The sequence below is a fragment of the Acidimicrobiia bacterium genome, assembly GCA_035471805.1.
Taxonomy (GTDB): domain Bacteria; phylum Actinomycetota; class Acidimicrobiia; order Spongiisociales; family JAHEDJ01; genus JAHEDJ01.
This window is the reverse complement of sequence record DATIPS010000061.1, coordinates 1-22,895: the sequence shown is the minus strand read 5'-3', so window position 1 is coordinate 22,895 and position 22,895 is coordinate 1. Positions and strand designations below refer to the sequence as shown.

The following is a 22,895-nucleotide window of genomic DNA, read 5'->3' as shown; positions in this document are numbered from 1 at the left end:
GGTATTGGCGAATGGCGAGCGAACGAGAACAAGCCGTATATGTGATTTCGGTGGCAGCCGAACTCGCAGGCGTCCACCCTCAGACTTTGCGGATCTATGAGCGCCGCGGTTTGATCGAGCCCTACCGCACGCCGGGCGGCACTCGCCGCTATTCACAGGCGGACCTGGACCGGCTGTCGCTCATCCAGGAGCTGACCGAGGAGGGGCTCAACCTCGAAGGGGTGAGGCGCGTTCTCGAACTCGAGAACCTGCTGCTGAGCCTGCGCGCCAAGGTCGATCAACTGCAGGAAAGGGTGCGTGAAGCTCACGAGAACGCCGAGCAGGAGATCCGCCAGGTGCACCGCAGCTACCGATCGGAGATCGTGCTGCGCCGCCAGATCCTCCCCGACGTGCGGAGAGAGAAGGACTAGTAAGCACTCTTTCTCCGCAATGCAAATGCGCGTGGTGAGCAACAGTATTGCTGAGAAACCTTCACCCACTTTCTCCGCAATACAAAGGCGCGTGGTGAGCAACAGTATTGCTGAGAAACCCGACTACCCCTTCACTACTCCCAGCGGCCGCAACCGCGCCACCCTTTGGGCGAGGCCCGCTACCTCGCAGACCCTGGCCACCTCGTCGACGTCCTTGTATGCGTAGGGGGCCTCCTCGCTGAGGAGGCCCACCGAGCCGGGGCGCACCGAGATACCCTCGGCCTCGAGGCCGTCCATCACCTCACGGCCCTTCTCCTGCTGCTTGGCCTTCTTGCGGCTCATCAGTCGCCCGGCGCCGTGGGCCGCCGAGGCGAAAGCCGGGTTGTCGGGAACACCGCGCAGTACCCACGATGCGGTTCCCATGCTCCCGGGCACCAGCACCGGCTGACCCACCCGGCGGAGATCCTCCGGCAGGTCCGGGTGGCCCGGGCCGAGAGCCCGAGTTGCGCCCTTGCGGTGGACGCACAGCAAACGCTCCGCTCCCCCCACCTCATGCCGTTCGAGCTTGGCGAGGTTGTGTGCAACGTCGTACACGAGCCGCATGCCGGTTCGTTCCGCCGAGACGCCGAACGCAGCAGAAAAGGCCTTGCGTGCCTCATGAGCCAGCACGTGCCGGTTTGCCCAAGCGAAGTTGGATGCCGCAGCCATCGCGGCGAGGTATCTCTCCCCTTCAGGCGATCGCACGGGCACGCAAGCCAGTTGCCGGTCCGGCACCTCGATCCCATAACGGCTCATCGCCGACCCCATCAGTTTGAGCTGGTCGGTGCAGGTCTGATGACCGAGGCCGCGACTGCCGCAATGGATCATCACAACCACCATGCCTTCCGACAGGCCGAAAACGGCCGCCGCTTCTCCGTCCAGGACCCGATCGACGACCTGAACCTCGAGGAAGTGATTGCCGGAGCCCAGGGACCCGAGCTGCGAACCGCCCCGCTCCAGCGCACGGGCGCCGATGGCCGAGATGTCGGCCCCGGCCGACGTCCCGTGCTCCTCACATCGATCCAGATCCGACGCCCGGCCGTAACCGGCCTCGAGGACGGTTGCGGCACCGCCGGCCAGCGTTCTGCGTACCAGACTCGAGTCCGCGATCGATCCCTTCCCCAGCCCGCGCGGGATACGCCGATCCAGCTCGGCCATCACCTCGCGACGGCGACCGACGAAGTCCTGTTCTGCGAACGAAGAGGCGAGCAGGCGCACACCGCAGCAGATGTCGAACCCCACGCCTCCCGGTGACACAACTCCGCCGTGCTCGACATCGGTGGCTGCCACTCCCCCGATCGGGAACCCGTAGCCCCAGTGGATATCCGGCATCGCCATCGAGTGGCCGACGATGCCCGGGAGGTGGGCCACATTCTCGACTTGCTGTATTGCCCTGTCTTCCCTGGCCTTCAGCATCAGCGGCTCGGAAGCGAACAGCCTGCCGGGCACCCGCATGCCCGGCATGCGGGGTATGTCCCAGACGGCATCCGAGGATCGAACCAGCGCCATAACTCAAGCGTACGCGCCGGGGCCGGCGGATTCCGCCGGCCCCTCGAACGCCTCGGATGCCGTCTAACGGGCTTGCAGCGCGTCGCGGATCTCTCGCAGCAGGACGAGGTCCTCGGGCTCGGCTGCCGGCTCTTCCGCGGGCGCTTCCTTTCTTGCCAGAAAAGCCTTGTAGGGCTTGATGATGAAGAAGAACACGGCCGCGGCAACGGACAAGAACGACACGACGGAACTCAGGAACGACCCGAAAAGGATTCGTGAATCGTTGATCGTGAGAACCAGCGCCGAATCGAAACTCGGCTCACCAAAGAGTATCCCGGCAATCGGCATGACGACATGGTCGACCAGTGAACTGACCAGCGAACCCAGCGCAACGGCCATAACCAGACCGACGGCTATCTCGATGAGCGTCGGCTTCATCGCGAACTCTTTGAACTCCTTGAACAAGGCGGACTCCCTCCATAGGTTCCAACGCAGGCTAGTTATCGGGGATTCTCCATGACCGGGACACGGCGAAAGAGACACGACCGGGAGGACGGCTCCGGCGGTTGACGGCACCTCAAACGTCGAACACGACGGTCGCTCTCCAGACCCCGTCTACCCGGCGTACCGCCAGATCGTGGTAGGTCACGGCCTTGATCGGTGCGCCCGTCAAGACCAACCCGGCGGTCGGGGTCGGTTTCGCAGACCCGACCACCGAGTCGCCTTCGTTCACGGTCACCTCGAACCCGGACAGGGCGATTCCTCTGACCTCCGATACGAACAGCAGTTCCGACAACCAGGCCACGAGCAACTCTTCGATCCCGTCGGCCGCCGCCTCGATCCGGATCGGCTCGCCGCCGGACGCTGCTTCCATGTCGAACATGAGCTCGAACAGCGCCGAACCGGCATTTGCGAAGAGGCCGGCCAGGGACTCGCCGTAGATGGCGACCGCCACGTCGGCCGTGTGCGGCAAAATCTCAAAGCGTTGCACAAACACCATTCTGCTCGAGGAGATGGGTTCGGCTGCCGATAATGGCTGGCATGGACAGTGTCGCCGACCTTCGAGTCTTGCTGGCGTCTCAGTTTCCTCTGCTCCTCGTCGAGACTCATGAGGAACCGAGGTTCCTCGGCATCGTGCGCGCCTTGGCGGCCGAGTTGAGGAGCCCGATGTGGGTTTGGTCCGCCACTCGGGGCCTGACCCGCGACGGTGGAGAGCCCATGTACGGCACGGTCGATCCACAGCAAGCACTCTCTTTCGTCGCGGATATCAGATCACCCTCCGTGTTCGTGTTTGCCGATGGGCACACGATCCTGCGCGACGACATGGTGATTCGCCGGCTCAAGGAGATCTGTCAGGAGGCCGTCCCCGGACAAACGCTCATCCTCACGGGACCCGATCACGACGTACCCGCCGAACTCGAATCGATCGCCCATGTCTGGCAGCTGCGACCTCCGGGCCGAGCAGAGATGGCCGCCCTGGTGGAGCGATCCCTGGATACCTTTCGGATGACGGGAGTCAGGGTCGACCTGACTCCGGAGGCCGTCCAAGGCCTGGTTGAAGCCGTTTCCGGTCTCACGCTGTCGGAGGCCGACCGGCTCCTACTCAGAGCCGCCGCCGACGATGGAACCGTCGATTCGTCCGACCTCGTGAAGATCCGGGTCGCCAAAGCGGCCATGTTCGCGGCCGACGGCATCCTCGAACTGGTCGATGTGCCGGGCGGAGGCTTCGACGGCGTCGGTGGGATGAGCTCATTGAAGCGGTGGCTGGCGATCAGAGGCCGAGCCCGGGACGCCGGCACGGAGGTGCTGGGCATCGACCACCCGAGGGGAGTGCTTCTCACGGGTGTCCCCGGATGCGGCAAATCGCTGATCGCCAAGACCATCGCCTCGGAGTGGGGCCTGCCGCTCGTCCTCCTGGACCCCTCGCGGCTCTACGGCAAGTACATCGGCGAGTCGGAGCAGCGGCTCGCCCGCGCACTCGAAGCGGTCGATGCTATGGCGCCGATCGTGTTGTGGATAGACGAGATCGAGAAGGGCCTGGCGACATCCGGCGACGGCGACGGCGGCGTGAGCCGCCGCTTGCTTGGATCGTTCCTGCGCTGGATGCAGGATCGGCCCGACGGTGTCTTCCTGGTCGCTACCGCCAACGACGTGTCCGCCCTTCCGGCGGAACTGCTCCGCAAAGGTCGATTCGACGAGACATTCTTCGTGGATCTTCCGGACGCACCCGCCCGCCGGGCGATACTGGCCTTCCATATCTCCGCGCGGGGCCACAGCCCGGAAGCCTTCGATCTCGATGAGCTCACCGAGTTGTCGGTCGGATTCTCCGGTGCAGAAATCGAGGCGGCCGTCGTCGGTGCGCTCTACCGGGCCTTTGCCGGGGATGAGCTCATGGACGGTGAGGACATCGCATCCGAGATGAAGACCACGGTTCCTTTGTCGGTCGCTCGAGCCGAGGAGATCTCCGCGCTGCGACGTTGGGCGGCGGAAAGAACGGTGCCGGCATGATGGGCCGGCGAGCCTCCGACGCGCTACCGTTGCAGTCATGAGATTCCAGCGCCCCGCCCTGGCCATGCTCGACGAGCAGGTGACCGACAATGAAGCTCGAGTGCGCATCGTGCTTGCCTGGAACGACGTCCCCTACGACGGAGAATCGATCGGATCTTCCGATGGAGGCGCCCGCCCCAGGCTCGTCGGTGAGGCAGCTCTGCGCGCAGTGGAGAGGATCATCGGCGACGGCACCCGGCTCGATCTGACCGGTGTCGCGACTACCGATCTGGGAACCGCGCGGGTGGCAATCGCCGAGGTTCGAATCGAAGGTTCGCTCGACTCCCTGGTCGGCAGCGCGGTGATCAGGGAGAACGACCCGGCCAAGGCAACCGCCCGGGCCGTCCTCGACGCCGTCAACCGCCGTATGGAGCTGATGCTCGGCTGACAAGGCCCCGGGTCGAGGATCCGCAGCTCGCAGCTCGCAACTCGCGACTCGCGACTCGCGACTCGCGACGACACCCGCTCAGGCTTCGGACGCCAGTCTCTCCCGAACGCGGATACGCTCCTCGCGCCTGACATTGGCCTCTCGTTGCCGGCGAATGTCGTCCTGCGTCTCTGCCAGCACTTCGGGGACTCTTGCCGGCCGACCGTTCTCGTCGACCGCCACCATGGTCAGATAGGCGGTCGTCGTTTGCTCTTGATCTCCGGTCCGCGGGTCTTCCCGCTTCACCCGCACTTCGACCTCCATCGAAGTCCGCCACGCCTGAGTTACCACTGCCTCGAGCGTCACCAGGTCGCCGATGTGAACCGGGGCGAGGAAGGTGAGTGAGTCGACCTCCACCGTCACCACCCGGCTGTTGCCGTGTCGCATGGATGCAACGCCGGCCGTGGTATCGACAAGTTTCATGATCTCCCCACCATGTATGAAACCCGCCGAGTTGGCATGAATGAGCTGCATGACCAGGGTCACTGTGGATGCGGATTCGGCCGGTGTCTTGCCCTCCACTGCGGGCCCTCCCTTGGTAGATCTGATATGATACGACTTAGATTTTCTGGAATATCGGCAGTCAGCCTACGGTTTCACTATTCGAGAGATCACCCATGGACTTCGAACGACTCACCAACGCAACCCAGCGAAGCATCCTCGACGGCCGCAGCGCGGCCGCAGCACGCAACCACCAGTATGTCGAACCGGCACACATCCTGCGAGCCCTGCTGAATCAGACCGATGGACTCGTCTACCCACTCCTGGATCGAGTGGGCGCATCGCCGGCCGAACTGAAGAACGACGTTGACGCCATCCTCTCGGGCCTCCCGAGCGTGTACGGGGGGGAGGAACCTCATCTTTCGACGTCGTCCCTGCGGCTCTTCGAAGAGGCAGACGAACAGCGGCTCGGTTTCAAGGACGACTACCTCAGCGTCGAGCACCTGCTCCTCGCCATGGCCGCTTCCGGCGAGACGGTCGGTGACATACTGCGGGGTCTCGGAGCCACACGCGACGCGATGCTCACCGCCCTGACGAAGATCCGGGGCAGTCAGCGCGTCACTTCGGCCGACCCCGAGGCGGCCTTCAACGCGCTCGAGCAATACGGCCGCGACCTGACCACGGCGGCGAGCGCGCAGAGACTCGACCCGGTTATCGGTCGTGATGATGAGATCCGGAGGGTCATCCAGGTTCTCTCCCGCCGCAAGAAGAACAACCCGGTGCTGATCGGCGAACCGGGTGTCGGGAAGACGGCCATCGTCGAAGGCCTCGCCCAGCGGATCGCCGACGGAGACGTCCCCGAGGGTCTCAAGACCAAGCGGATCGTCGCCCTGGACCTCAGCTCGATGGTCGCCGGCGCCAAGTACCGCGGCGAGTTCGAGGAGCGACTCAAGGCCGTCCTGGCCGAGATCACCGCAGCCGAGGGCGGCATCATCACATTCATCGACGAGATGCACACAATCGTGGGGGCAGGAGCAGCCGAGGGATCGATGGATGCCTCCAACATGCTGAAGCCGATGCTGGCAAGAGGCGAACTCCGCATGATCGGCGCCACCACTCTCGACGAGTTCCGCGAGTACGTCGAGAAGGACGCAGCGCTCGAACGGCGCTTTCAGCCGGTCATGGTCGAACCACCTTCGGTCGAGGACACGGTCGGCATCCTGCGCGGCCTCAAGGAGCGCTACGAGGTCCACCACGGCGTCCGCATCACCGACGCTGCAATCGTGGCGGCTTCCGTCCTGTCCGACCGCTACATAACGGCCCGCCATCTCCCCGACAAGGCCATCGACCTCGTCGACGAGGCGGCTGCGCGGCTGCGGATCGAGATCGATTCCATGCCCGAGGAGATCGACGACCTGGAGCGGCGCATCAGGCAACTCGAGATCGAGCGGGCAGCACTCCAGAAGGAGGAGGACTCTTCCTCGCAACAGCGCCTCGCCGCCATCGAAGAGGACCTCGCCAACCTAACCGAGGAGGGCGACAGGCTGAAGGCCCACTGGAGCCGCGAGAAAGAGTCGATCGAGGAGGTCCGCTCCCTCAAGCAACAGATCGAAGCCGCGCGGACCGAAGCAGGACTGGCCGAGCGCAATGGCGACCTCGAGCGCGCCGCCGAACTCCGGTACGGGCGCTTGCGCGAGCTGGATACTGCCTTGGACGCTCGCCAGGCCGCCCTGGACGATCTCCAGAGCGACACCCGGATGCTGTCGGAAGAGGTGACCGAGAACGATATTGCCGAGGTCGTCAGCCGCTGGACCGGCGTGCCGGTCTCGCGGCTGATGGAAGGGGAGATCCAGAAACTGATCCGCCTCGAAGAGCACCTTCACAGGCGGGTTATCGGCCAGGAGGATGCGGTGGCCGCCGTTTCGAACGCGATTCGACGCAGCCGCGCCCGCCTCTCCGACCCCGATCGTCCCATCGGTTCTTTCGTGTTCCTCGGCCCGACCGGAGTCGGCAAGACAGAGCTGGCGAGAGCCCTCGCAGAGTTCCTCTTCGACGATGAGCGGGCGATGGTGCGCATCGACATGTCCGAGTACATGGAGAAGCACACGGTCAGCCGGCTGATCGGCGCTCCCCCGGGATATGTCGGCTACGAAGAGGGAGGTCAGCTCACGGAAGCCGTCCGCCGGCGCCCCTACTCGGTCATTCTCCTCGACGAAGTCGAGAAAGCGCACAGTGATGTTTTCAACGTCCTGCTGCAGCTGCTGGACGACGGCCGGCTGACCGATGGTCAGGGACGCACGGTGGACTTCACCAACGCGGTGCTGGTAATGACGTCGAACCTGGGATCGGAGCTGATCGATCAGGACCTGCCGGATGACGTTACGGAGAGGCGGGTCCTCGAGGTAGTGCACCAGCATTTCCGGCCTGAGTTCATCAACCGTGTGGACGAGCTCATCGTGTTCCACCGCCTCACCCGCCAACAGCTCCGCTCGATCGCAGAAATCCAGATCGGAAACCTGCGCCAGCGCCTCGAGGAGAGGCGCATCGGCCTCGAACTGACCGATTCCGCTCTCGACTGGCTGGCCGAGCATGGATACGACCCCTCGTTCGGCGCCCGGCCTCTGAAGCGCCTCGTCCAGAAGGCGATCGGCGATCCGCTGGCCGTCAAGATTCTGGACGGTACGTTCGCAGACGGAGACACGGTCAAGGTCGATGCGGGTGAATCCGGCTTGGAGTTTTCCTAGTCGCGAGTTCCTCGTCGCGAGTCGCGAGTTCCTCGTCGCGGGTCGCTGGAGAGGTCATGCCGAGGCTCCCGAGTAGTTGCGCACACCGCGCTGCCATGCGAGGCGGGTAATCAGGAGCATCACACCGGTCACCACGAGCGTCAGAACCATCGTCCCGCCCGTCAGGCGTGACGAGAGGCTCTCTGCCGGGACGGTGATGGCAAAAGCCAGCGGTATCACGAAAGTCAGGGTCAGTCGCAGCCAGCCCGGGTAGATCGTGACCGGCCAGCGACCCGCCTGGAACAAGCCGTTCAGGAGACCCACCGTGTCGTCGACCCTGATCCATTTGAACGCGGCGGCCGCGACCATCATCCACATGCAATAGAGGATGACGGCGCCGCAGGAAACGGCTATCAGGAAGGTGGCCGCCTCGAGCCATGAGGTCGTCGCCATGATCCCCGAGACCGCCCAACCGATCACGACGGCTCCGACAACGACATCCACCAGCTGCCAGAAACGCAGGTTGCGAACGCTGACGAGCAGCTGGGAATCGACGGGGCGGGCCAGCACGTAGTCGAACTCTCCCTCTCCGATCGTGTAGATGAACTGGAACACGTTCGGTTCCACGAATGTGCGGTTGATGCCCGACAGGAGAATGTGGATACCCATGACGGCGAGGAGCTCGTGACGGTTCCACCCGGCCAGGTCGTCCGTGTGCGAGAACACGAGCCAGATCGCAACCAGCCCGGTTGCCAGGCGGATGACCGAATCGACCAGCTGCAGGAAGAAGTTGACCCTGTACTGAACCTCGTGCATCGCGCCGACCTTCCAATGCATGACGGCAAGACGGAACCCGTTCATGACCCAACCGCCGTGTAGCGCTTGATCGCGCGCCGCCAGGTCAGGAAGATGCCACCCGTGAGGAGGCCTATCCAGAGGAACTGCAGGCCGAGACCCACGTATACCTCTCGATCGCTCAGACGGCCGATCAGGACCTCGATCGGATACTGGAAGGTCCACTGAAACGGCAGCCATCCGGCGAGCCGCTCAACCCACTCGGGCATCACGGCCAGCGGAACCAACCGGCCGGACAGAAGAAGCTCGGCACCCATCACGATCTCGATCAACGCCTGAGCGCGCGTCGTCCAGAAGCTGATCAGCCCCATCAAGAACAAGATCGAGAACCGGATGACGTATCCCAGCCAGATCGCCACGAAGAAAACCAGGCCCTGCACCAGGGTCGGGCTCAGATCGGGTTTGAAGATGAGGGACAGGCCGGCCGCCACCGGGAACCAGAGAAGTATCCAGACGAACTTGAAACCGGCGAAGGCCGCCAGTTGACGGTGAAAGATCGGCACCGGGTGCATGAGGTCGTTGGATATCCGCCCCGATTGAATCCAGTAGTCCCAGGAACCAGGAGCCAGGGCCAGGTTCATGTTCCTGACCAGCGTCCAGACGATGTAATAGGACGTGAACTCTGCCACTCCGTAGCCGCCTATCGGGCCCCCCGATTCGGCCACCGTCCGCCAGACGACGAGGTACACGACAGGCTCGATGAGGAACCCGACCAGCTGGAAGAATGCCGCCCACCGATACTGCATCTGGTTGGCGACGGCGAACTTCATCTCCGCCGCGTAGACGGCGATCAGCTTTCTCACAGCCTCGACTCTCCTGCCTCCTCCGCCTCCTGGACGTCGCCGATGGCAAAAGCTTGTTCGATGACGTCCTCGATCGGCGGGTCCGAGATCGAGAGGTCGGTCACCGAGTATTCGGCGAGCAGCCGGGCCGCGACTGCAGCGATCTCGTCGCGGGCTACCTCGAGGGTCGCTTTGAAGGTGTTCTGTTCGACCACACGGCCCAGCTCGGTGAGAGAGCCGAGCTCCCCTGCCACCGAAACAACGATGGTCTTGTGCGCCGTGAAGCGGTCGGACAGGCCGGCCAGGCCTCCATCGAAGAGGATGTTGCCGTGGTGGATGACGATCACCCGCTCGGCCAGCGCGGTCACGTCGGCCATGTAGTGGCTCGTCAGCAAGACGCTGGCACCGGTCTCGGCTGCGTAAACCCTCACGAACTCCCTGATCCGCTTTTGCATGGTTATGTCGAGTCCGATGGTCGGTTCGTCCAGGAACAGCACCTGTGGATGGGGTACCAGGGAGGCGAGTATCTCGACCTTCATCCTCTCCCCGAGCGACAGGTTCCTCACCGGCTTGGTGAGAAGCTCGCCGACATCGAGCATCTCCGTGTAGGCGGATATACGCCGATCGAACTCGACACGATCCACCTCGTAGATGGCTTTGCGCAGTTCGAGTGAATCTGCGACCGGCAGGTCCCACTGGAGGCTGTTGCGATTGCCCATGATCAAGGCCACCCTTCGCAGGAACTCCGCATCACGACGCTCCGGCCGGAAGCCGAGCACTCTGGCTACTCCACCATCCGGGTAGAGAAGACCGGAAAGCATCTTCAACGTTGTGGTCTTGCCCGCCCCATTGGGCCCGAGGAATCCGACTATCTCACCCGGCTCCAGTGAGAAGGAGACGCCCCGGACGGCCTCCACCATCCGATGCTCCCGCTTGAAGAGCGAGCGCAGCGAGTTACGCAGTCCGGTCTCGCGGACCGGTACCTTGAATACTTTCCGAAGTTCTTGAACGTCGACGGTCGCCATCAGAACGCCAGCCTGGCATAACGATCAGTCCCAGGGTGAGGATTTTCCGCCGGAAGCCGTCCGGACGCGCCGGGGGCCCCTCGGTTCTCGCGCACAAAGCGCCATCGACCACCGGCCGATACCTAGCATTGGCTCGGGGGCCTCGACTTTGGCGGCTCCGGCCGTCCGGATAGAAGCAAGTTCGACAGGGAAGGCCGTAATGAGCATCAAAGCCGTCCGTGGAATCATCTTCTTGACGATTCTCTCTCTGATCCTTGCCGCCTGCGGCGGTGGAAGCGAAGAGACCACCACGACCGGATCCCCGAGCACCGGGTCCACCGAGACCACCGCTGCCGGGACCACAGCTTCAACCCAGCCCGAAAGCGGAGCGGTCGCGTCGCTTCCCGACGTCAAGGGAGCCACGGTTCGAATCGTCGCCCAAGGCACGTTCGTCGATCCTGACTACGGAACTCAGTTCAATGCAGCCGGCAGCGGTTCCGGATTCATCATCGACCCGTCCGGCATCGCGGTGACCAACAACCACGTGGTCACCGGGGCAGCGTTCCTCCAGGTCTTCGTGGGCGGCGAGCCCGATCCTCGCAACGCACGGGTGCTGGGCGTCTCTGAATGCTCCGATCTGGCCGTCATCGACATCGACGGGGAGGGCTACCCGTACCTGGAGTGGTTCGACGGCGAAGTCGTCGCCGGAATGGATATCTACGCCATCGGTTTCCCTCTCGGAACCGAGGAGTACACCATCCTCGACGGAATCGTCTCGAAGGAGGATGCCGGTGGTGAGAGCAACTGGTCCTCCGTCGACAGCGTGATCGAACATTCGGCCGACATCCTTCCGGGAAACAGCGGTGGACCCGTGGTCACCCCGGACGGAAAGGTCGTCGCCGTCACCTATGCCGGCGACTCGGCCGGACAGTCGTACGCGATCGGACGCGGCGAAGCCGAGCGAGTGCTCGACCGGTTGGCGGCAGGCGAAGACGTCACTTCGCTCGGGATCAACGGCCAGGCGTTCGTCGGTGACGGGTTCTCCGGAATCTGGGTTTCATCGGTCGAGTCTGGCTCACCAGCCCAGACCGCAGGAATCAAAGGCGGCGACGTCGTGACCCTGCTCGAGGGCCTCGTCCTGGCGACCGATGGGACGATGGCCGACTACTGCGACATCTTGCGCTCGCACGATGCAAGCGACCCGTTAGCGATCGAGATCTACCGGCCCGACACGGGCGAGTTCCTCGAAGGCACCCTCAACTCGGACGAAGGGCTCCAGGTCTCATTCTCGTTCGGAACGGAACTCGATGACGAGATAGTCGATTCGGGTGTCGACTACAGCGACTACATGGAGATATCCGACGACACGGGTTCGCTGTACGTCGATGTTCCGTCATCCTGGTCAGACGTCGCCTCCGGCGTCTGGAATCTCGATGGCATGGACGTCGGGATCCAGGTGCTTGCCTCTCCGGATCTCGACGGCTACTTCGGGTCGTGGACAACGCCGGGTATCTTCTTCGGCGCCTCTCCGAGTCTGGGTGCTTCGTGGAGTCTCGACGATATGCTCGACTATCACGGCTTCCTCGACAGCTGTGTAGACGGAGGCAGAGAACCCTACGACGACGGCCTATACGTCGGCCTGTGGGACGTGTGGGAATCGTGCGGCGGAACCGATTCGTCGATCGTGAACGTTGCCGCCCAACCGGCAGACGGATCATTCGTCATGCTGGTCCAAATGCAGGTTGTCACCGATGCCGACCTCGACGCCCTGGATCAGGCTCTGGCCACTTTCGTCGCCATCATGGACTACTAGAGGTAGCAGGTTGAGGCGCCGGCCTCCGGGCCGGCGCTTCGCCGTCGGGGGCCGGATCCTCCCGACCCGCTATCTTGCACTGCAAGGTAATGTCTGCTATGCTGCATTGCATGGTAGTGAAGAAATGAGCGTCGAACGTAGCTCACAACTCCTCAAGGGCGTGCTCGATATGTGCCTGCTGGCAATCATCGCCGAGGAACCGAGCTACGGCTACGAGATGGTCCGAAAACTGCACGAGCGCGGACTGTCGCTGGCCAGCGAAGGCAGCATCTACCCGCTGCTCAGCAGACTCCAGCGACAGGAGCTCATCGAGGGCTATCTGGTGGCATCGACCGAAGGGCCGCGACGGAAGTACTACAGGATTCTTCCGGACGGCGAGGAACGCCTCGCCGTCTGGAAAGGGGAATGGCTGGATCTGACAGACGGTGTCAGTCGAGTTCTTGATGGAGGTACACGTGTCGACCGATAGATCAGTGACCGAAACGGCCGCCGACTGCGAGCGCTATTGGTTGCAGACACATGTGCCGCGCAAAACGGCGAACGAGATGCGTATCGAGCTGGAACAACACCTCAGCGAGGCGGCGAGCGAGGGCAAGACCCCCACCATGGTGGTGGGACCCGACATTGCCGCATTCGCAGAGGCCTGGGCGGCGGAGCAGCGCAGCCGCACATCAGGGGATCTGCCGACGTGGCAAGAGGTCAAGAGTGGCGCAGCCGAGCGCCGGCGGAGTGCACAGATGGCGTTCCTCCTCTACATAGTTTCGATTGCAGCGGTTACGGCGCTTGGGTACTGGATTGGGAAAGGAGACGAGGGAATGGACTTTGAGGTATGGCGCTGGGTCTGGACGATCCTCGCCGTCGTCATGTTGATCGGCGAGATGTTCACAGCGGGGTTCTTCCTGCTGCCGTTCGGCATCGGAGCCGGCGCGGCGGCATTGCTCGCCTGGTTCGAGGCAGGGCCGGCGGCCCAGTGGATCACGTTCTTCGTGGTGTCGATCATCTCGCTCTTCTTCGTGCGGCGGTTCGTCCACCACCAGGACGACCATGAGCCGACCCCGGTAGGAAGCAACCGTTACCTCCACGCCAAGGCCATCGTCCTCGAGACGATCGACCCCGCAGCAAGCACGGGCATGGTGCGGATGGAGTCGGAGAAGTGGCGGGCTACGACCGAGGGCGAGATCATCGAGGAGGGCACTCCGGTCAGGGTGATTCGTATCACCGGATCCCGCCTGGTGGTGACGGAAGACGATCGGGCATGACCGGAGCCGAGATCGAACAAGAACGCGCCGCGACCGGCTTGTAGCAGCCGGGCTGTGAAGAACTGATACACGCAACGGAAGAAAGGGAGAAGACATGGAGGCATTGATTGGATTACTGATCGTCCTCGCGTTGATGGCGATCGTGATCGCCGCGATGGGCCTCAAGGTGGTTCGCCCGTTCGAACAGGGGCTCATCGAGTTCCTGGGTAGGTACGAGCGAACGGTGGGAGAAGGCCTGCGCTGGGTCATGCCATTCGTGAAGCGCATGACGAAGGTCGACATGCGTGAGCGGGTCATCGACGTTCCCCCGCAAGAGGTCATCACCAAGGACAACGTGGTAGTCACCGTCGACGCGGTCATCTACTACGAGGCAACGGATCCGGTGAAGCTCCAGTACAACGTGCAGAACTTCGCCCAGGCGGTCATCAAGCTGGCCCAGACGAACCTTCGTAACGTCATCGGCGACCTGCAGCTCGACGAGGCTTTGACTTCGCGGGAGCTGATCAACACGACGCTGCGAGCGATCCTCGACGAAGCGACCGACAAATGGGGAACCCGCGTTGTCCGTGTCGAGATCCAGCGGATCGAGCCGCCACCCGACGTCACCGACGCCATGCACCGCCAGATGAAGGCCGAGCGCGATCGGCGTGCAATCGTGACGGAGGCCGAAGGTCAGAAGCGGTCCGCCATCCTCAAAGCGGAGGGCGTGAAGGAAGCCCAGATCCTGCGAGCCGAGGGTGAAGCAGAGGCCATCAAGCGTGTGGCCGACGCAGACAAGTACCAGAAGCTCACGGTCGCCGAAGGTGAAGGGCAGGCCATCGAGCGAGTGTTCGGTGCCATCCACACCGGCGACCCGACACCCGACTTGATCGCCATCCGCTACCTGGAGGCTCTGCAGGGAATCGCAGACGGACAGGCAACGAAGATCTTCCTGCCGCTGGAGACTTCGGGCATTCTCGGGAGCCTCGGCGCTCTTCGCGACCTGTTCATCGACGTCGAACCGGCGGGCGCCGCCAAGGCGACCCGGGTCACGGCGAGCAATCCGGTGTTCGAACCAGGTGAGGAACCGGCCAACGACCCGATGTAGGCATATGCCCTCGGGCAGACGAAGCGCCCGGCCGGTGGTGTCCGCCACCGGCCGGGCCGCGTCCTATCTGTCCGGTATCAGCGATTCGGCCACGGCGAGGGCCTCACCGGCGGACGTCGGCGGATAGAGGACGAGCGTGTATAGATCGCAGCGCTCCTCACTCTCGAACCAGGCCACCGCCCACACGCCGTCCTGCAACGGACCGAGCGCGGCGACTTCTCGCAACACCTCGACCCGGGCGGTCGGGCCCGCCCACGGCTCCGGAGGCAACGCGCCTCGCACAAGAGCCATGACCGGTTCGGACTCCTCATCGACCCAGAGACGGACGGTCGTTCCGGGAATGGTGGAATACGGATCCTCGCCCAGGTCGGCCGGATCCGTCTCGGAACCTGCCGCTCGATCGGGCACGACCAGCGGCCGGTAGGGGATGTCTGCGCAGGACTCGATCGTCGGCAGCGTTGTAGTGCTGGTCTGCGGCGCAGTTGAAGTCGCCGGCATCGTGACTGCGGCGGTAAAGGGCGTCGACGAGCCTGCCTCACCGGAACATGCCGCGAGAGCCAGCACAAAGATCAGTCCAACACGCCGGAACACGAGCAGAGGCTAGACCCGGTTCCAGCCTCACCGCATCCGGCGGTTGGTCGGCGATCGAGGCCGGCCCGGTTCGGCGGCTTGCACCCGGCGAAACAAACGTTTAGGTTATTGAACATGCGTTCAAGCATCGATGACCGCACGGCGAAAGCCCGCATCCGAGATGCGGCAATGGAGTGTTTCGCCGCCGACGGTATCGATTCCACGAGCCTCCGCACCATTGCAGCTGCCGCCGGCGTGTCGGCCGGTTTGGTGATTCACCACTTCGGCTCGAAGGATGCCCTGCGGATCGCCTGCGACGAGCACGTCGCCGCCCGGATCCGCGAGCAGAAAGCCAGCGCGATGGCCCAGGGGGCCGGTGTCGACCCCCTGGCGGCATTGCGGTCCGCGGCCGGCGGACCGCCCCTGCTTCGCTACCTGGCGCGCACCATCGTGGACGGGTCTTCCCACGTCGACGATCTGGTCGACGAACTGGTGAACGACGCGGTCGGCTACATGGAGACCGGAGTCGCCGCAGGTCTCCTCACCCCGAGCGACATCCCTCGCCGGCGAGCCGCTCTGCTCACGCTTTGGTCGCTCGGAGGTGTCGTTCTCCACAAGCACATGGAGCGCCTGCTCGGCGTGGACATCACCGCCGACTTCTCTCGAGATCCTGAGTCGGCCGCCGCCTATGTGCTGCCTGCGCTGGATGTGCTGGGCGGAGTAGTCACCGACGTCACAAAGAACCTATGGACCGAGGCGTTCGCCGACGCCTCCGACGACGCAAAGGAAACCGCATGACCGAGCAGATCGCCATCCACACCGAAGGACTCACCAAGCACTACGGAGAGGTGCAGGCTCTCGTTGATCTTGATCTGGACATCCGGCCGGGTGAGATCTTCGGATTTCTCGGGCCGAACGGGGCAGGTAAGACGACGATGATCCGCACGATCCTCGACGAGATCCGGCCGACGGCCGGATCGGCATCGATTCTCGGCCTGGACTCCCACGCCCGGTCGGTGGAGATCCGGCGTCACATCGGCTACGTACCGGGTGATCTGGCGATGTATCCCAACCTCACCGGCCGGGACACGCTCACCTATTTCGCCAACCTGCGCGGCGGCGTCGACTGGTCGTACGTCGAGGTCCTGGCCGATAGGCTCGATGCCGATCTCGACAAGAAGGTGGGCGACCTCTCTTCCGGCAACCGGCAGAAGGTCGGCCTGATCCAGGCTTTCATGAACCGGCCGGATCTCCTGATCATGGATGAGCCCAGCTCCGGACTCGATCCTCTGGTGCAGCGAGAGTTCCAGAAGATGATGCGGGAGGTAGCCGCAGAGGGTCGCACGGTGTTCCTGTCCAGCCACACGCTGTCGGAGGTGCAGCGAGTAGCCAACCGTGTCGGCATCATCCGCCACGGCAAACTGATCGCAGTCGAAGACGTGGCCGGCCTGCGGTCGAAAGCCATCCGCACGGTGAACATCTTCTTCGACGGCCCGGTCAGCGGATCTGCTTTCGAAGGCCTCCCCGGCGTACGCGAGGTGAGCGCGCAGAATGAACACGTGACCCTCTCCTTCGATGGACAGATGGAGACCTTGCTCAAGGTCGTCACCGAGCAATTCCACGTTCTCGACATCACCACCCACGAAGCCGACCTCGAAGAGATCTTCCTCACCTACTACCGCGATGAGGAGGTATCTGCCTGATGCTGGCCACCGTCCTCACCAAGAACGTCCTCGATAGATGGAAGGGGATCACAGTCGGGGCGGTCAGCATCGGCCTGCTGCTCCTGATGGGCATGTCGGTATATCGCGACATCGATCTCTCCGTGTACACGAGCATGCCGGAGGCGGTTCGCTCGCTGATGGGGATCGCCGAGGACACGGATGCAGGCGGCCTCGCCTACGGTGCCATCTACGCCTCGTACGGCGCGCTCACGCTGGCGGCGTTGGCCCTCTCGATGGGCTCGGCGTCGATCGCCGGCGAAGAACGAAACGGCACGATGGGCCTGCTTCTCGGCAATCCCAAGAGCCGCACACACGTCCTCGCGTCGAAGGCGGCTTCCCTGATAGGCCTCACGGGAATCGGTGCTCTGATCCTCTGGGCATTCGGCGAGGCGACCCCGGCCCTGCTGGATGTCCAGATCGGCGGCATGCACATCGCCGCCCTCGCCTGGCACATGTTCGTCATATCGGTCTTCCACGGATTCCTGGCAATGGCCATCGGCGCCTGGACCGGCAGGACCGGACTGGCGTCGGGTGTTGCGTCCGGAATCATGGTTCTCTCCTTCATCGGTGTCGGGCTCTTCCCTCTCATCGAAGGCCTCGAAAACGTCGCGAAGATCTTCCCGTGGTACTACTACTCGGCCGCCGAACCAGTATTGAACGGGGTCGACTGGGGTCACATCGGCGTCCTCCTCGCCGGAATCGCGGTGCTCGGAGCGGCAGCCGTCGTGGGGTTGAACCGGCGCGACCTTCGCGGACAGAGCACCGGCGTTTCACTACTGGACCGTCTGCGAGCACACCCCATGACCAAGAAGGTCGCCGATCGTCTCGCCGGATCGGCGCGGGTTTCAAAGATCTGGATCAAGACCCTCACCGAGCACCAGGGACTCCTCATAATCGTGTCCTACGTGGAGTTCCTGATCATGGGCGTCCTCATCGGACCGATGTACAACTGGATCGACGAGTTTCTCATCGACATGGGCAAGTCCTTCCCCGAAGCGATCCTCAGTTTGTTCGGCGGAGGAGATCTGGGGACTCCTGAGGGTTTTTACCAGATAGAGACGTTCGGCATGATGGCACCGATTGCGGTAATGGTCGTCACGATCGCCATCGGGGCACGGGCCCTCGCCGGAGAGGAAGCGAACCGCACCATGGGCCTGCTGCTCGCCAATCCGATCAAGCGATCGAAGATCGTGTACGAGAAGACCGTATCGATCGTCGTCGGCGCCGCGATCGTCGGTTTTGCCACGTTCTCCGGCGTTGCACTCGGTTCGATCATCGGCGGCCTGGGGATGAGCGTGGGCAACATCGCGGCCACCTGCCTGCTGGTGACACTCCTCGGGATGGTGTTCGGAGCTCTGTCGCTGGCCTTTAGTGCCGCAACGGGACGACCCCGTTTCGCCGCCTTCGGAACGGTCGGATTGGCACTGATCCTGTTCGTGCTCCACGCCTTCCTTCCGCTCAGCGAGAGCCTCGCAGGCCTGGCCAAGTGGACACCGTTCTACTATTACCTGACCAGCGACCCGCTGATGAACGGAATGCACTGGGGCCACGGGGCGGTCCTGGCCGGCTTGTTCGCAGGGTTATTGGCGCTATCCGTCGGACTGTTCAATCGGCGCGACATCAGACAAACCGGATGATCTCCGTGTCGACAGGCGGCGATGCTGCCGTGCATCGCCGCCCCGGACGACGGCAACTGCTAGCTGCTCAGAGAATCTGACTCAGGAACAGCTTCGTCCTGTCGTGCTGAGGATTCGTGAAGAAATGCTCCGGTGTGCCGGCTTCGACGATGTTGCCGTAGTCGAAGAACAGGACGCGATCGGCCACTTCCTTGGCAAAGCCCATCTCGTGCGTTACGACCAGCATGGTCATGCCCGACCTGGCCAGCTCCTTCATCACGTCGAGGACCTCCTTGATCATCTCCGGGTCGAGCGCGGAGGTAGGCTCGTCGAAGAGCATGATCCGTGGCTCCATCGCCAGAGAACGGGCGATCGCCACACGCTGTTGCTGGCCGCCGGAGAGCTGCCCGGGGAACTTCTGTGCCTGTTCCGGAATGCCGACCCGCTCTAGCAAGGCCATCGCGGTAGCCTCCGCCTCGGCTCTCGTGTGCTTGCGAACCCAGATGGGGGCGAGAGTGATGTTCTGCATCACGGTCAGATGCGGGAAGAGGTTGAACTGCTGGAACACCATGCCGACCTCTGAGCGGATCTTCTCGATGTTGCGCAAATCGTTGGTGAGTTCAACTCCATCCACGATTATGCGGCCTTCCTGGTGAACTTCGAGCCGGTTGATGCAGCGGATGAATGTCGACTTGCCCGACCCCGAGGGGCCGATGATGACGACCACTTCACCTTCTTTGATGTTGGTCGTTACGCCCTTCAACGCCTGGAAATCCCCAAACCATTTCTTGACGCCCTCGCTGATGATGATGTCTTTGTCGCCTGGCACATTTACCTCCGCTTACCGCTCGCCGACGCCGAGCTTTCGCTCCAACTTCAAGCTGGCGCGACTGACATTGAATGTGAAGATCCAGTAGATCACCATCGCAAACAGCAGGCTCTCCCGGAGGCTTCCGAGCGACGCCGGCTGATTGGGCACGATGTCGCGAGCCACCCGCAGGAAGTCGGCCAGTCCGATGATCGCCACGAGCGACGTGTCCTTGAACAGCGAAATGACCTGGCCGACCAGTGCGGGTATGACCGACCTGAGTGCTTGCGGGAGCGTGATGAACACGGTCGTCTGGACGGTCGACAACCCCATCGCCTTCGCCGCCTCGTACTGGCCCTTCGGAATCGATTGGAGGCCACCACGGACGTTCTCGGCCAGATAGGCCGCAGAGAACAATGCGACCGCCACGATCGCCTTCACCACGTCGTCCAGTTCCACTTCACGCGGGAGGAAGCGGTTGATCACCAGGTTGGCGAAGAAGAGCACGGTGATGAGAGGCACTCCGCGCACCGTCTCGATGTAGCCGGTGCTCAGCAACCGGAAGATGGGCATCGATGAGGTCCGGCCCAGGGCGAGCATGATTCCGATCGGGAACGAGATCGCCAGGCCGGCGAGCGCCAGCAGGAAGGTCAGATTGAGGCCGCCGATGAACTCTCCCTGAAGTCCTTCGAGGCCGGTGTCCGCCTGCATCATCGCCATGAAGTAAGCCGTGAGCAAGACCACGGCCGACCAGGCAACGACGATGTTCTTCTGTGCCTTCGAGGTTCCTCCGAAGGTCGGCGCGGCAAGTGCGAAACCCGCCAGGCCGAGGAGGAGGAAACGAACCAGCATCGGCACCGACACCGCCCACGAACCCAGGGCGGCCAGCACGAGGACACCTGAAGCAAGACGTTCCGGATCTCCGGAGTCGGCGGATCCTGCCCACCAGAGGAATGCTCCGCCGACGACGATGAACCCGAGCACCGCCGGCAGGAACACGGACATCAGCGGCACGTCTGTGACAACCGGTGCCCGCTGGATCACCAGGTAGATGACGGGGAGCGACAGCATCCACAGTCCAACGAGAACGCCTCGCAAAAGCCCGCCCGACACGCGCCCCGCCACCAACTCGCCCAGGAGGTAGGAAACCACGAGCAGGGCGCCCTGGATGCTCAAGCTGACCTTGGTACCCGACTCGATCGGCAGAATCCAGACGATGACCCCGATTATCACCAGGACGCCGAGCAGGATGCTGCGAATGTGGATCGTCTCCTCTTTGAAACGGGGTCCTGCCGACAGACGAACGGCTTGTCCGGCCAGGATCAGAACGAGTCCGGCCACTGCTGCGCCGATCCGGATTCCGGCCGACGCCTCGGCGAGGACCGCTATCACGAGGCCGGTGATACCCAGGGAGGCGAGAGTGCGCCCGAACTGACGGGGAGACGTTCTGCCGCCGACCCTCCAGACCGCCAGGCTCAGTCCGGTGAGAACGACGACAACCCCGAGTGAAACCCAAGTACGGGTCATCTCGGCTACCGGGTATGCCTCGGTCCAATAGAGCTTCATGTTCCGCGGGATGACGTTCCAGAGCCTGTCTTCGGAGAACGAGTAACTCAGTACCCCTCTGACAAAGAAAACGATGATGGCAAGCATCAGGAGCGAGAGGATCGAGTTGAGTACCGACGAGAAGAGGTTCTCCTTCGCCCAGCGAATCGCGCCGGCCGACTGCCTCTCCGGAGCACTCTCGGACTGCTGTACTTCGTTGACGATCGGGTCTGTCATCAGCGCTCCACCAGTGCGACTCGGCGGTTGTACCAGTTGACGATGGAAGAGAGGGTCAAGCTGACCAGCAGGTAGAAACCCATCCAGATCAGGATGACTTGGATCGTTGCACCGGTCTGATTGAAGAGGGTCTGCCCGACGGCGACCACCTCGGCGTATCCCACTGCAATTCCGAGAGACGTGTTCTTGGCCAGATTGAGGTACTGGTTGCCCATCGGCGGGAGGATGATACGAAATGCCTGCGGGAGGATGATCATCCGCAGCAGCTGGCTTCGCTTGAGGCCCAGAGCCAGCCCGGCCTCAGACTGTCCCTTGGCGACGGCCAGGATTCCACCGCGCACGATCTCTGCTATGAACGCCGCCGTATAGAGCGTCACTCCCATCCATACACCGAAGAATGGCCCGCTCATCGTCATGCCGGTCAACCCGAATCCGGCGAACCGTCCAGGTGTTTCGACTGTGGGGCGTCCGAATTCGAGCACGGTACCGGTCCGGAGGAAGTCGAACTTGGTGTCCCAGAACTGGAAGAGCCGCTCGAGCCCGAGGTTGATGCCTTCGGTGATGCCCGGGACCAAGAAGAAGACGACTGCGGCGACCAGACCCATCGCGCCGGCGAGACCCATGCGGAATATGTCATCGTCTGTCAGTCTCGCCAGACCTGCGGGGCTGCGCAGCGAGTCGAGGAACCGTTTTATCCACCAGGCGGCCAGGCCGAGCGCCAGGACGGCCAGGATGATCTGCATGAGCAGCATCGGGATGCTGCCGAACAGCCACGCCAGGCCGCCGAAGATCCATCCGATGGCTCCGGCAAGGGGGTGGGCAAACCAGCCGACGACGGCGAAGATCAGAAAGGCGGCCAGCGAATAACCAACGGCGTGGGCTTCCTGCCCGGTCTCCTCCAAGACCCTGACGCGCCACCTGAACGCAAATCGAGCGGCGACCGCTCCTGCGACCACGAAGACGAACCACTGCCAGAAAGCCTCACGCGGGAAGAACCACGGAATCGACAAGCCCTTGTTGGTGGCGTACAGCCACCCCTCGATCGGACCCGAACCCTCCGATTCCAGGTTGGGGAAGGAGACGAAGACGGCGGCCCAGAACACGATCTGGAGCAGGAGAGGTATGTTGCGAATCGTCTCGACGTAGACCGTCGAAGACTTGTTCACCAACCAGTTGGAGGAGAGCCTGGCAATACCTATCACGATCCCGAGGATCGTTGCGGCGACAACACCGGACGCGGTCACCCGCAACATGTTCACCACACCGACCAGGATTGCTTCGAGTCCCGATTCGGGTAGCGTCGCGAAGCCTTCCGAGAGTTGAATCCCCGGAGGATCGCTGAGGAATCGCCACGAGAACGTGAGGCCCTGGGCCTCGAGGTTCCTGGCGGCGCTGCGAGCCGCGATCACAGCCACGAAGACGAGTCCGAGCAGAACGGCAATCTGGGCAGCCCACTTCAGAACTGTTGCGTCCCTCCAGAATGGGGGTCGCTCGTGGGCTGATCTCGGAGTGGCCGTCTG

Annotated in this window: 22 protein-coding genes; 11 read left to right on the top strand and 11 right to left on the bottom strand. The window is 63.2% G+C overall.

What is annotated here, in order from left to right:
- The first annotated feature begins 11 nt into the window (after positions 1-11).
- Positions 12-410, top strand: coding sequence for a MerR family transcriptional regulator (locus VLT15_12770; protein ID HSR46083.1), 399 nt, complete (start codon positions 12-14; stop codon positions 408-410).
- A 123-nt stretch (positions 411-533) separates the two neighbouring features.
- Here the strand turns inward: VLT15_12770 and VLT15_12765 are convergent, their stop codons facing one another.
- The 3 genes from VLT15_12765 to VLT15_12755 form a co-directional block, all read right to left on the bottom strand.
- Positions 534-1,958 (bottom strand): RtcB family protein, encoded by a 1,425-nt coding sequence (locus VLT15_12765; protein HSR46082.1) that lies wholly within the window; start codon positions 1,956-1,958, stop codon positions 534-536.
- A 63-nt stretch (positions 1,959-2,021) separates the two neighbouring features.
- On the bottom strand, positions 2,022-2,402 hold the full coding sequence (gene mscL / locus VLT15_12760; GenBank protein ID HSR46081.1) for a large conductance mechanosensitive channel protein MscL: 381 nt from the start codon (positions 2,400-2,402) through the stop codon (positions 2,022-2,024).
- A gap of 112 nt (positions 2,403-2,514) precedes the next feature.
- Positions 2,515-2,928 (bottom strand): archease, encoded by a 414-nt coding sequence (locus VLT15_12755; GenBank protein HSR46080.1) that lies wholly within the window; start codon positions 2,926-2,928, stop codon positions 2,515-2,517.
- A 50-nt stretch (positions 2,929-2,978) separates the two neighbouring features.
- Between VLT15_12755 and VLT15_12750 the strand changes: the two genes are divergently transcribed.
- Positions 2,979-4,445: an AAA family ATPase gene (locus tag VLT15_12750; GenBank protein HSR46079.1), complete on the top strand. Its 1,467-nt coding sequence runs from the start codon at positions 2,979-2,981 to the stop codon at positions 4,443-4,445.
- 37 nt (positions 4,446-4,482) lie between these two features.
- Positions 4,483-4,872, top strand: a complete 390-nt coding sequence (locus tag VLT15_12745) for a hypothetical protein (GenBank protein HSR46078.1) — start codon at positions 4,483-4,485, stop codon at positions 4,870-4,872.
- A gap of 78 nt (positions 4,873-4,950) precedes the next feature.
- Here VLT15_12745 and VLT15_12740 read toward each other — a convergent pair whose 3' ends face one another.
- Complete coding sequence (locus VLT15_12740; protein ID HSR46077.1) at positions 4,951-5,433, bottom strand: acyl-CoA thioesterase; 483 nt, start codon at positions 5,431-5,433, stop codon at positions 4,951-4,953.
- A 95-nt stretch (positions 5,434-5,528) separates the two neighbouring features.
- Here VLT15_12740 and clpB point away from each other — a divergent pair, with 95 nt between their 5' ends.
- Positions 5,529-8,096 carry an ATP-dependent chaperone ClpB gene (gene clpB / locus VLT15_12735; protein HSR46076.1) on the top strand — a complete coding sequence of 856 codons (2,568 nt, stop codon included), beginning with the start codon at positions 5,529-5,531 and terminating at the stop codon, positions 8,094-8,096.
- A 54-nt stretch (positions 8,097-8,150) separates the two neighbouring features.
- Here clpB and VLT15_12730 read toward each other — a convergent pair whose 3' ends face one another.
- From VLT15_12730 to VLT15_12720, 3 genes are read right to left on the bottom strand one after another with little or no spacing between them, the layout of a single operon-like run.
- Positions 8,151-8,936 carry an ABC-2 family transporter protein gene (locus VLT15_12730; GenBank protein HSR46075.1) on the bottom strand — a complete coding sequence of 262 codons (786 nt, stop codon included), beginning with the start codon at positions 8,934-8,936 and terminating at the stop codon, positions 8,151-8,153.
- Complete coding sequence (locus VLT15_12725; protein HSR46074.1) at positions 8,933-9,733, bottom strand: ABC-2 family transporter protein; 801 nt, start codon at positions 9,731-9,733, stop codon at positions 8,933-8,935. Before VLT15_12725 ends, VLT15_12730 begins: the two co-directional genes overlap by 4 nt.
- Complete coding sequence (locus VLT15_12720; protein HSR46073.1) at positions 9,730-10,737, bottom strand: ATP-binding cassette domain-containing protein; 1,008 nt, start codon at positions 10,735-10,737, stop codon at positions 9,730-9,732. Before VLT15_12720 ends, VLT15_12725 begins: the two co-directional genes overlap by 4 nt.
- A 199-nt stretch (positions 10,738-10,936) precedes the next feature.
- Here VLT15_12720 and VLT15_12715 point away from each other — a divergent pair, with 199 nt between their 5' ends.
- From VLT15_12715 to VLT15_12700, 4 genes are all read left to right on the top strand, one after another.
- On the top strand, positions 10,937-12,529 hold the full coding sequence (locus VLT15_12715) for a S1C family serine protease (GenBank protein HSR46072.1): 1,593 nt from the start codon (positions 10,937-10,939) through the stop codon (positions 12,527-12,529).
- 124 nt (positions 12,530-12,653) lie between these two features.
- Positions 12,654-12,998 carry a PadR family transcriptional regulator gene (locus VLT15_12710; protein ID HSR46071.1) on the top strand — a complete coding sequence of 115 codons (345 nt, stop codon included), beginning with the start codon at positions 12,654-12,656 and terminating at the stop codon, positions 12,996-12,998.
- Complete coding sequence (locus VLT15_12705; protein ID HSR46070.1) at positions 12,955-13,788, top strand: NfeD family protein; 834 nt, start codon at positions 12,955-12,957, stop codon at positions 13,786-13,788. Before VLT15_12710 ends, VLT15_12705 begins: the two co-directional genes overlap by 44 nt.
- 103 nt (positions 13,789-13,891) lie before the next feature.
- Positions 13,892-14,875 carry an SPFH domain-containing protein gene (locus VLT15_12700; GenBank protein HSR46069.1) on the top strand — a complete coding sequence of 328 codons (984 nt, stop codon included), beginning with the start codon at positions 13,892-13,894 and terminating at the stop codon, positions 14,873-14,875.
- 63 nt (positions 14,876-14,938) lie between these two features.
- On the opposite strand, the gene VLT15_12695 is transcribed toward VLT15_12700, so the two are convergent.
- On the bottom strand, positions 14,939-15,466 hold the full coding sequence (locus VLT15_12695; protein ID HSR46068.1) for a hypothetical protein: 528 nt from the start codon (positions 15,464-15,466) through the stop codon (positions 14,939-14,941).
- A gap of 114 nt (positions 15,467-15,580) precedes the next feature.
- Here VLT15_12695 and VLT15_12690 point away from each other — a divergent pair, with 114 nt between their 5' ends.
- Genes VLT15_12690 through VLT15_12680 form a run of 3 tightly spaced genes read left to right on the top strand, consistent with a single transcriptional unit; the run spans position 15,581 to position 18,806 of the window.
- On the top strand, positions 15,581-16,243 hold the full coding sequence (locus tag VLT15_12690) for a TetR family transcriptional regulator (protein HSR46067.1): 663 nt from the start codon (positions 15,581-15,583) through the stop codon (positions 16,241-16,243).
- A complete protein-coding gene (locus VLT15_12685; GenBank protein ID HSR46066.1) occupies positions 16,240-17,148 on the top strand; it encodes an ABC transporter ATP-binding protein in 909 nt (302 codons plus the stop codon). Before VLT15_12690 ends, VLT15_12685 begins: the two co-directional genes overlap by 4 nt.
- Positions 17,148-18,806, top strand: a complete 1,659-nt coding sequence (locus tag VLT15_12680; GenBank protein ID HSR46065.1) for an ABC transporter permease subunit — start codon at positions 17,148-17,150, stop codon at positions 18,804-18,806. Before VLT15_12685 ends, VLT15_12680 begins: the two co-directional genes overlap by 1 nt.
- Positions 18,807-18,873: 67 nt before the next feature.
- On the opposite strand, the gene VLT15_12675 is transcribed toward VLT15_12680, so the two are convergent.
- The 3 genes from VLT15_12675 to VLT15_12665 form a co-directional block, all read right to left on the bottom strand.
- Positions 18,874-19,614 carry an amino acid ABC transporter ATP-binding protein gene (locus tag VLT15_12675; protein HSR46064.1) on the bottom strand — a complete coding sequence of 247 codons (741 nt, stop codon included), beginning with the start codon at positions 19,612-19,614 and terminating at the stop codon, positions 18,874-18,876.
- Positions 19,615-19,626: 12 nt separating this feature from the next.
- Positions 19,627-21,375 carry an amino acid ABC transporter permease gene (locus tag VLT15_12670; GenBank protein HSR46063.1) on the bottom strand — a complete coding sequence of 583 codons (1,749 nt, stop codon included), beginning with the start codon at positions 21,373-21,375 and terminating at the stop codon, positions 19,627-19,629.
- Positions 21,375-22,895, bottom strand: a 1,521-nt coding sequence (locus tag VLT15_12665; protein HSR46062.1) for an ABC transporter permease subunit, incomplete at its 5' end; no start/stop codon positions are given. The genes VLT15_12670 and VLT15_12665, both read right to left, overlap by 1 nt.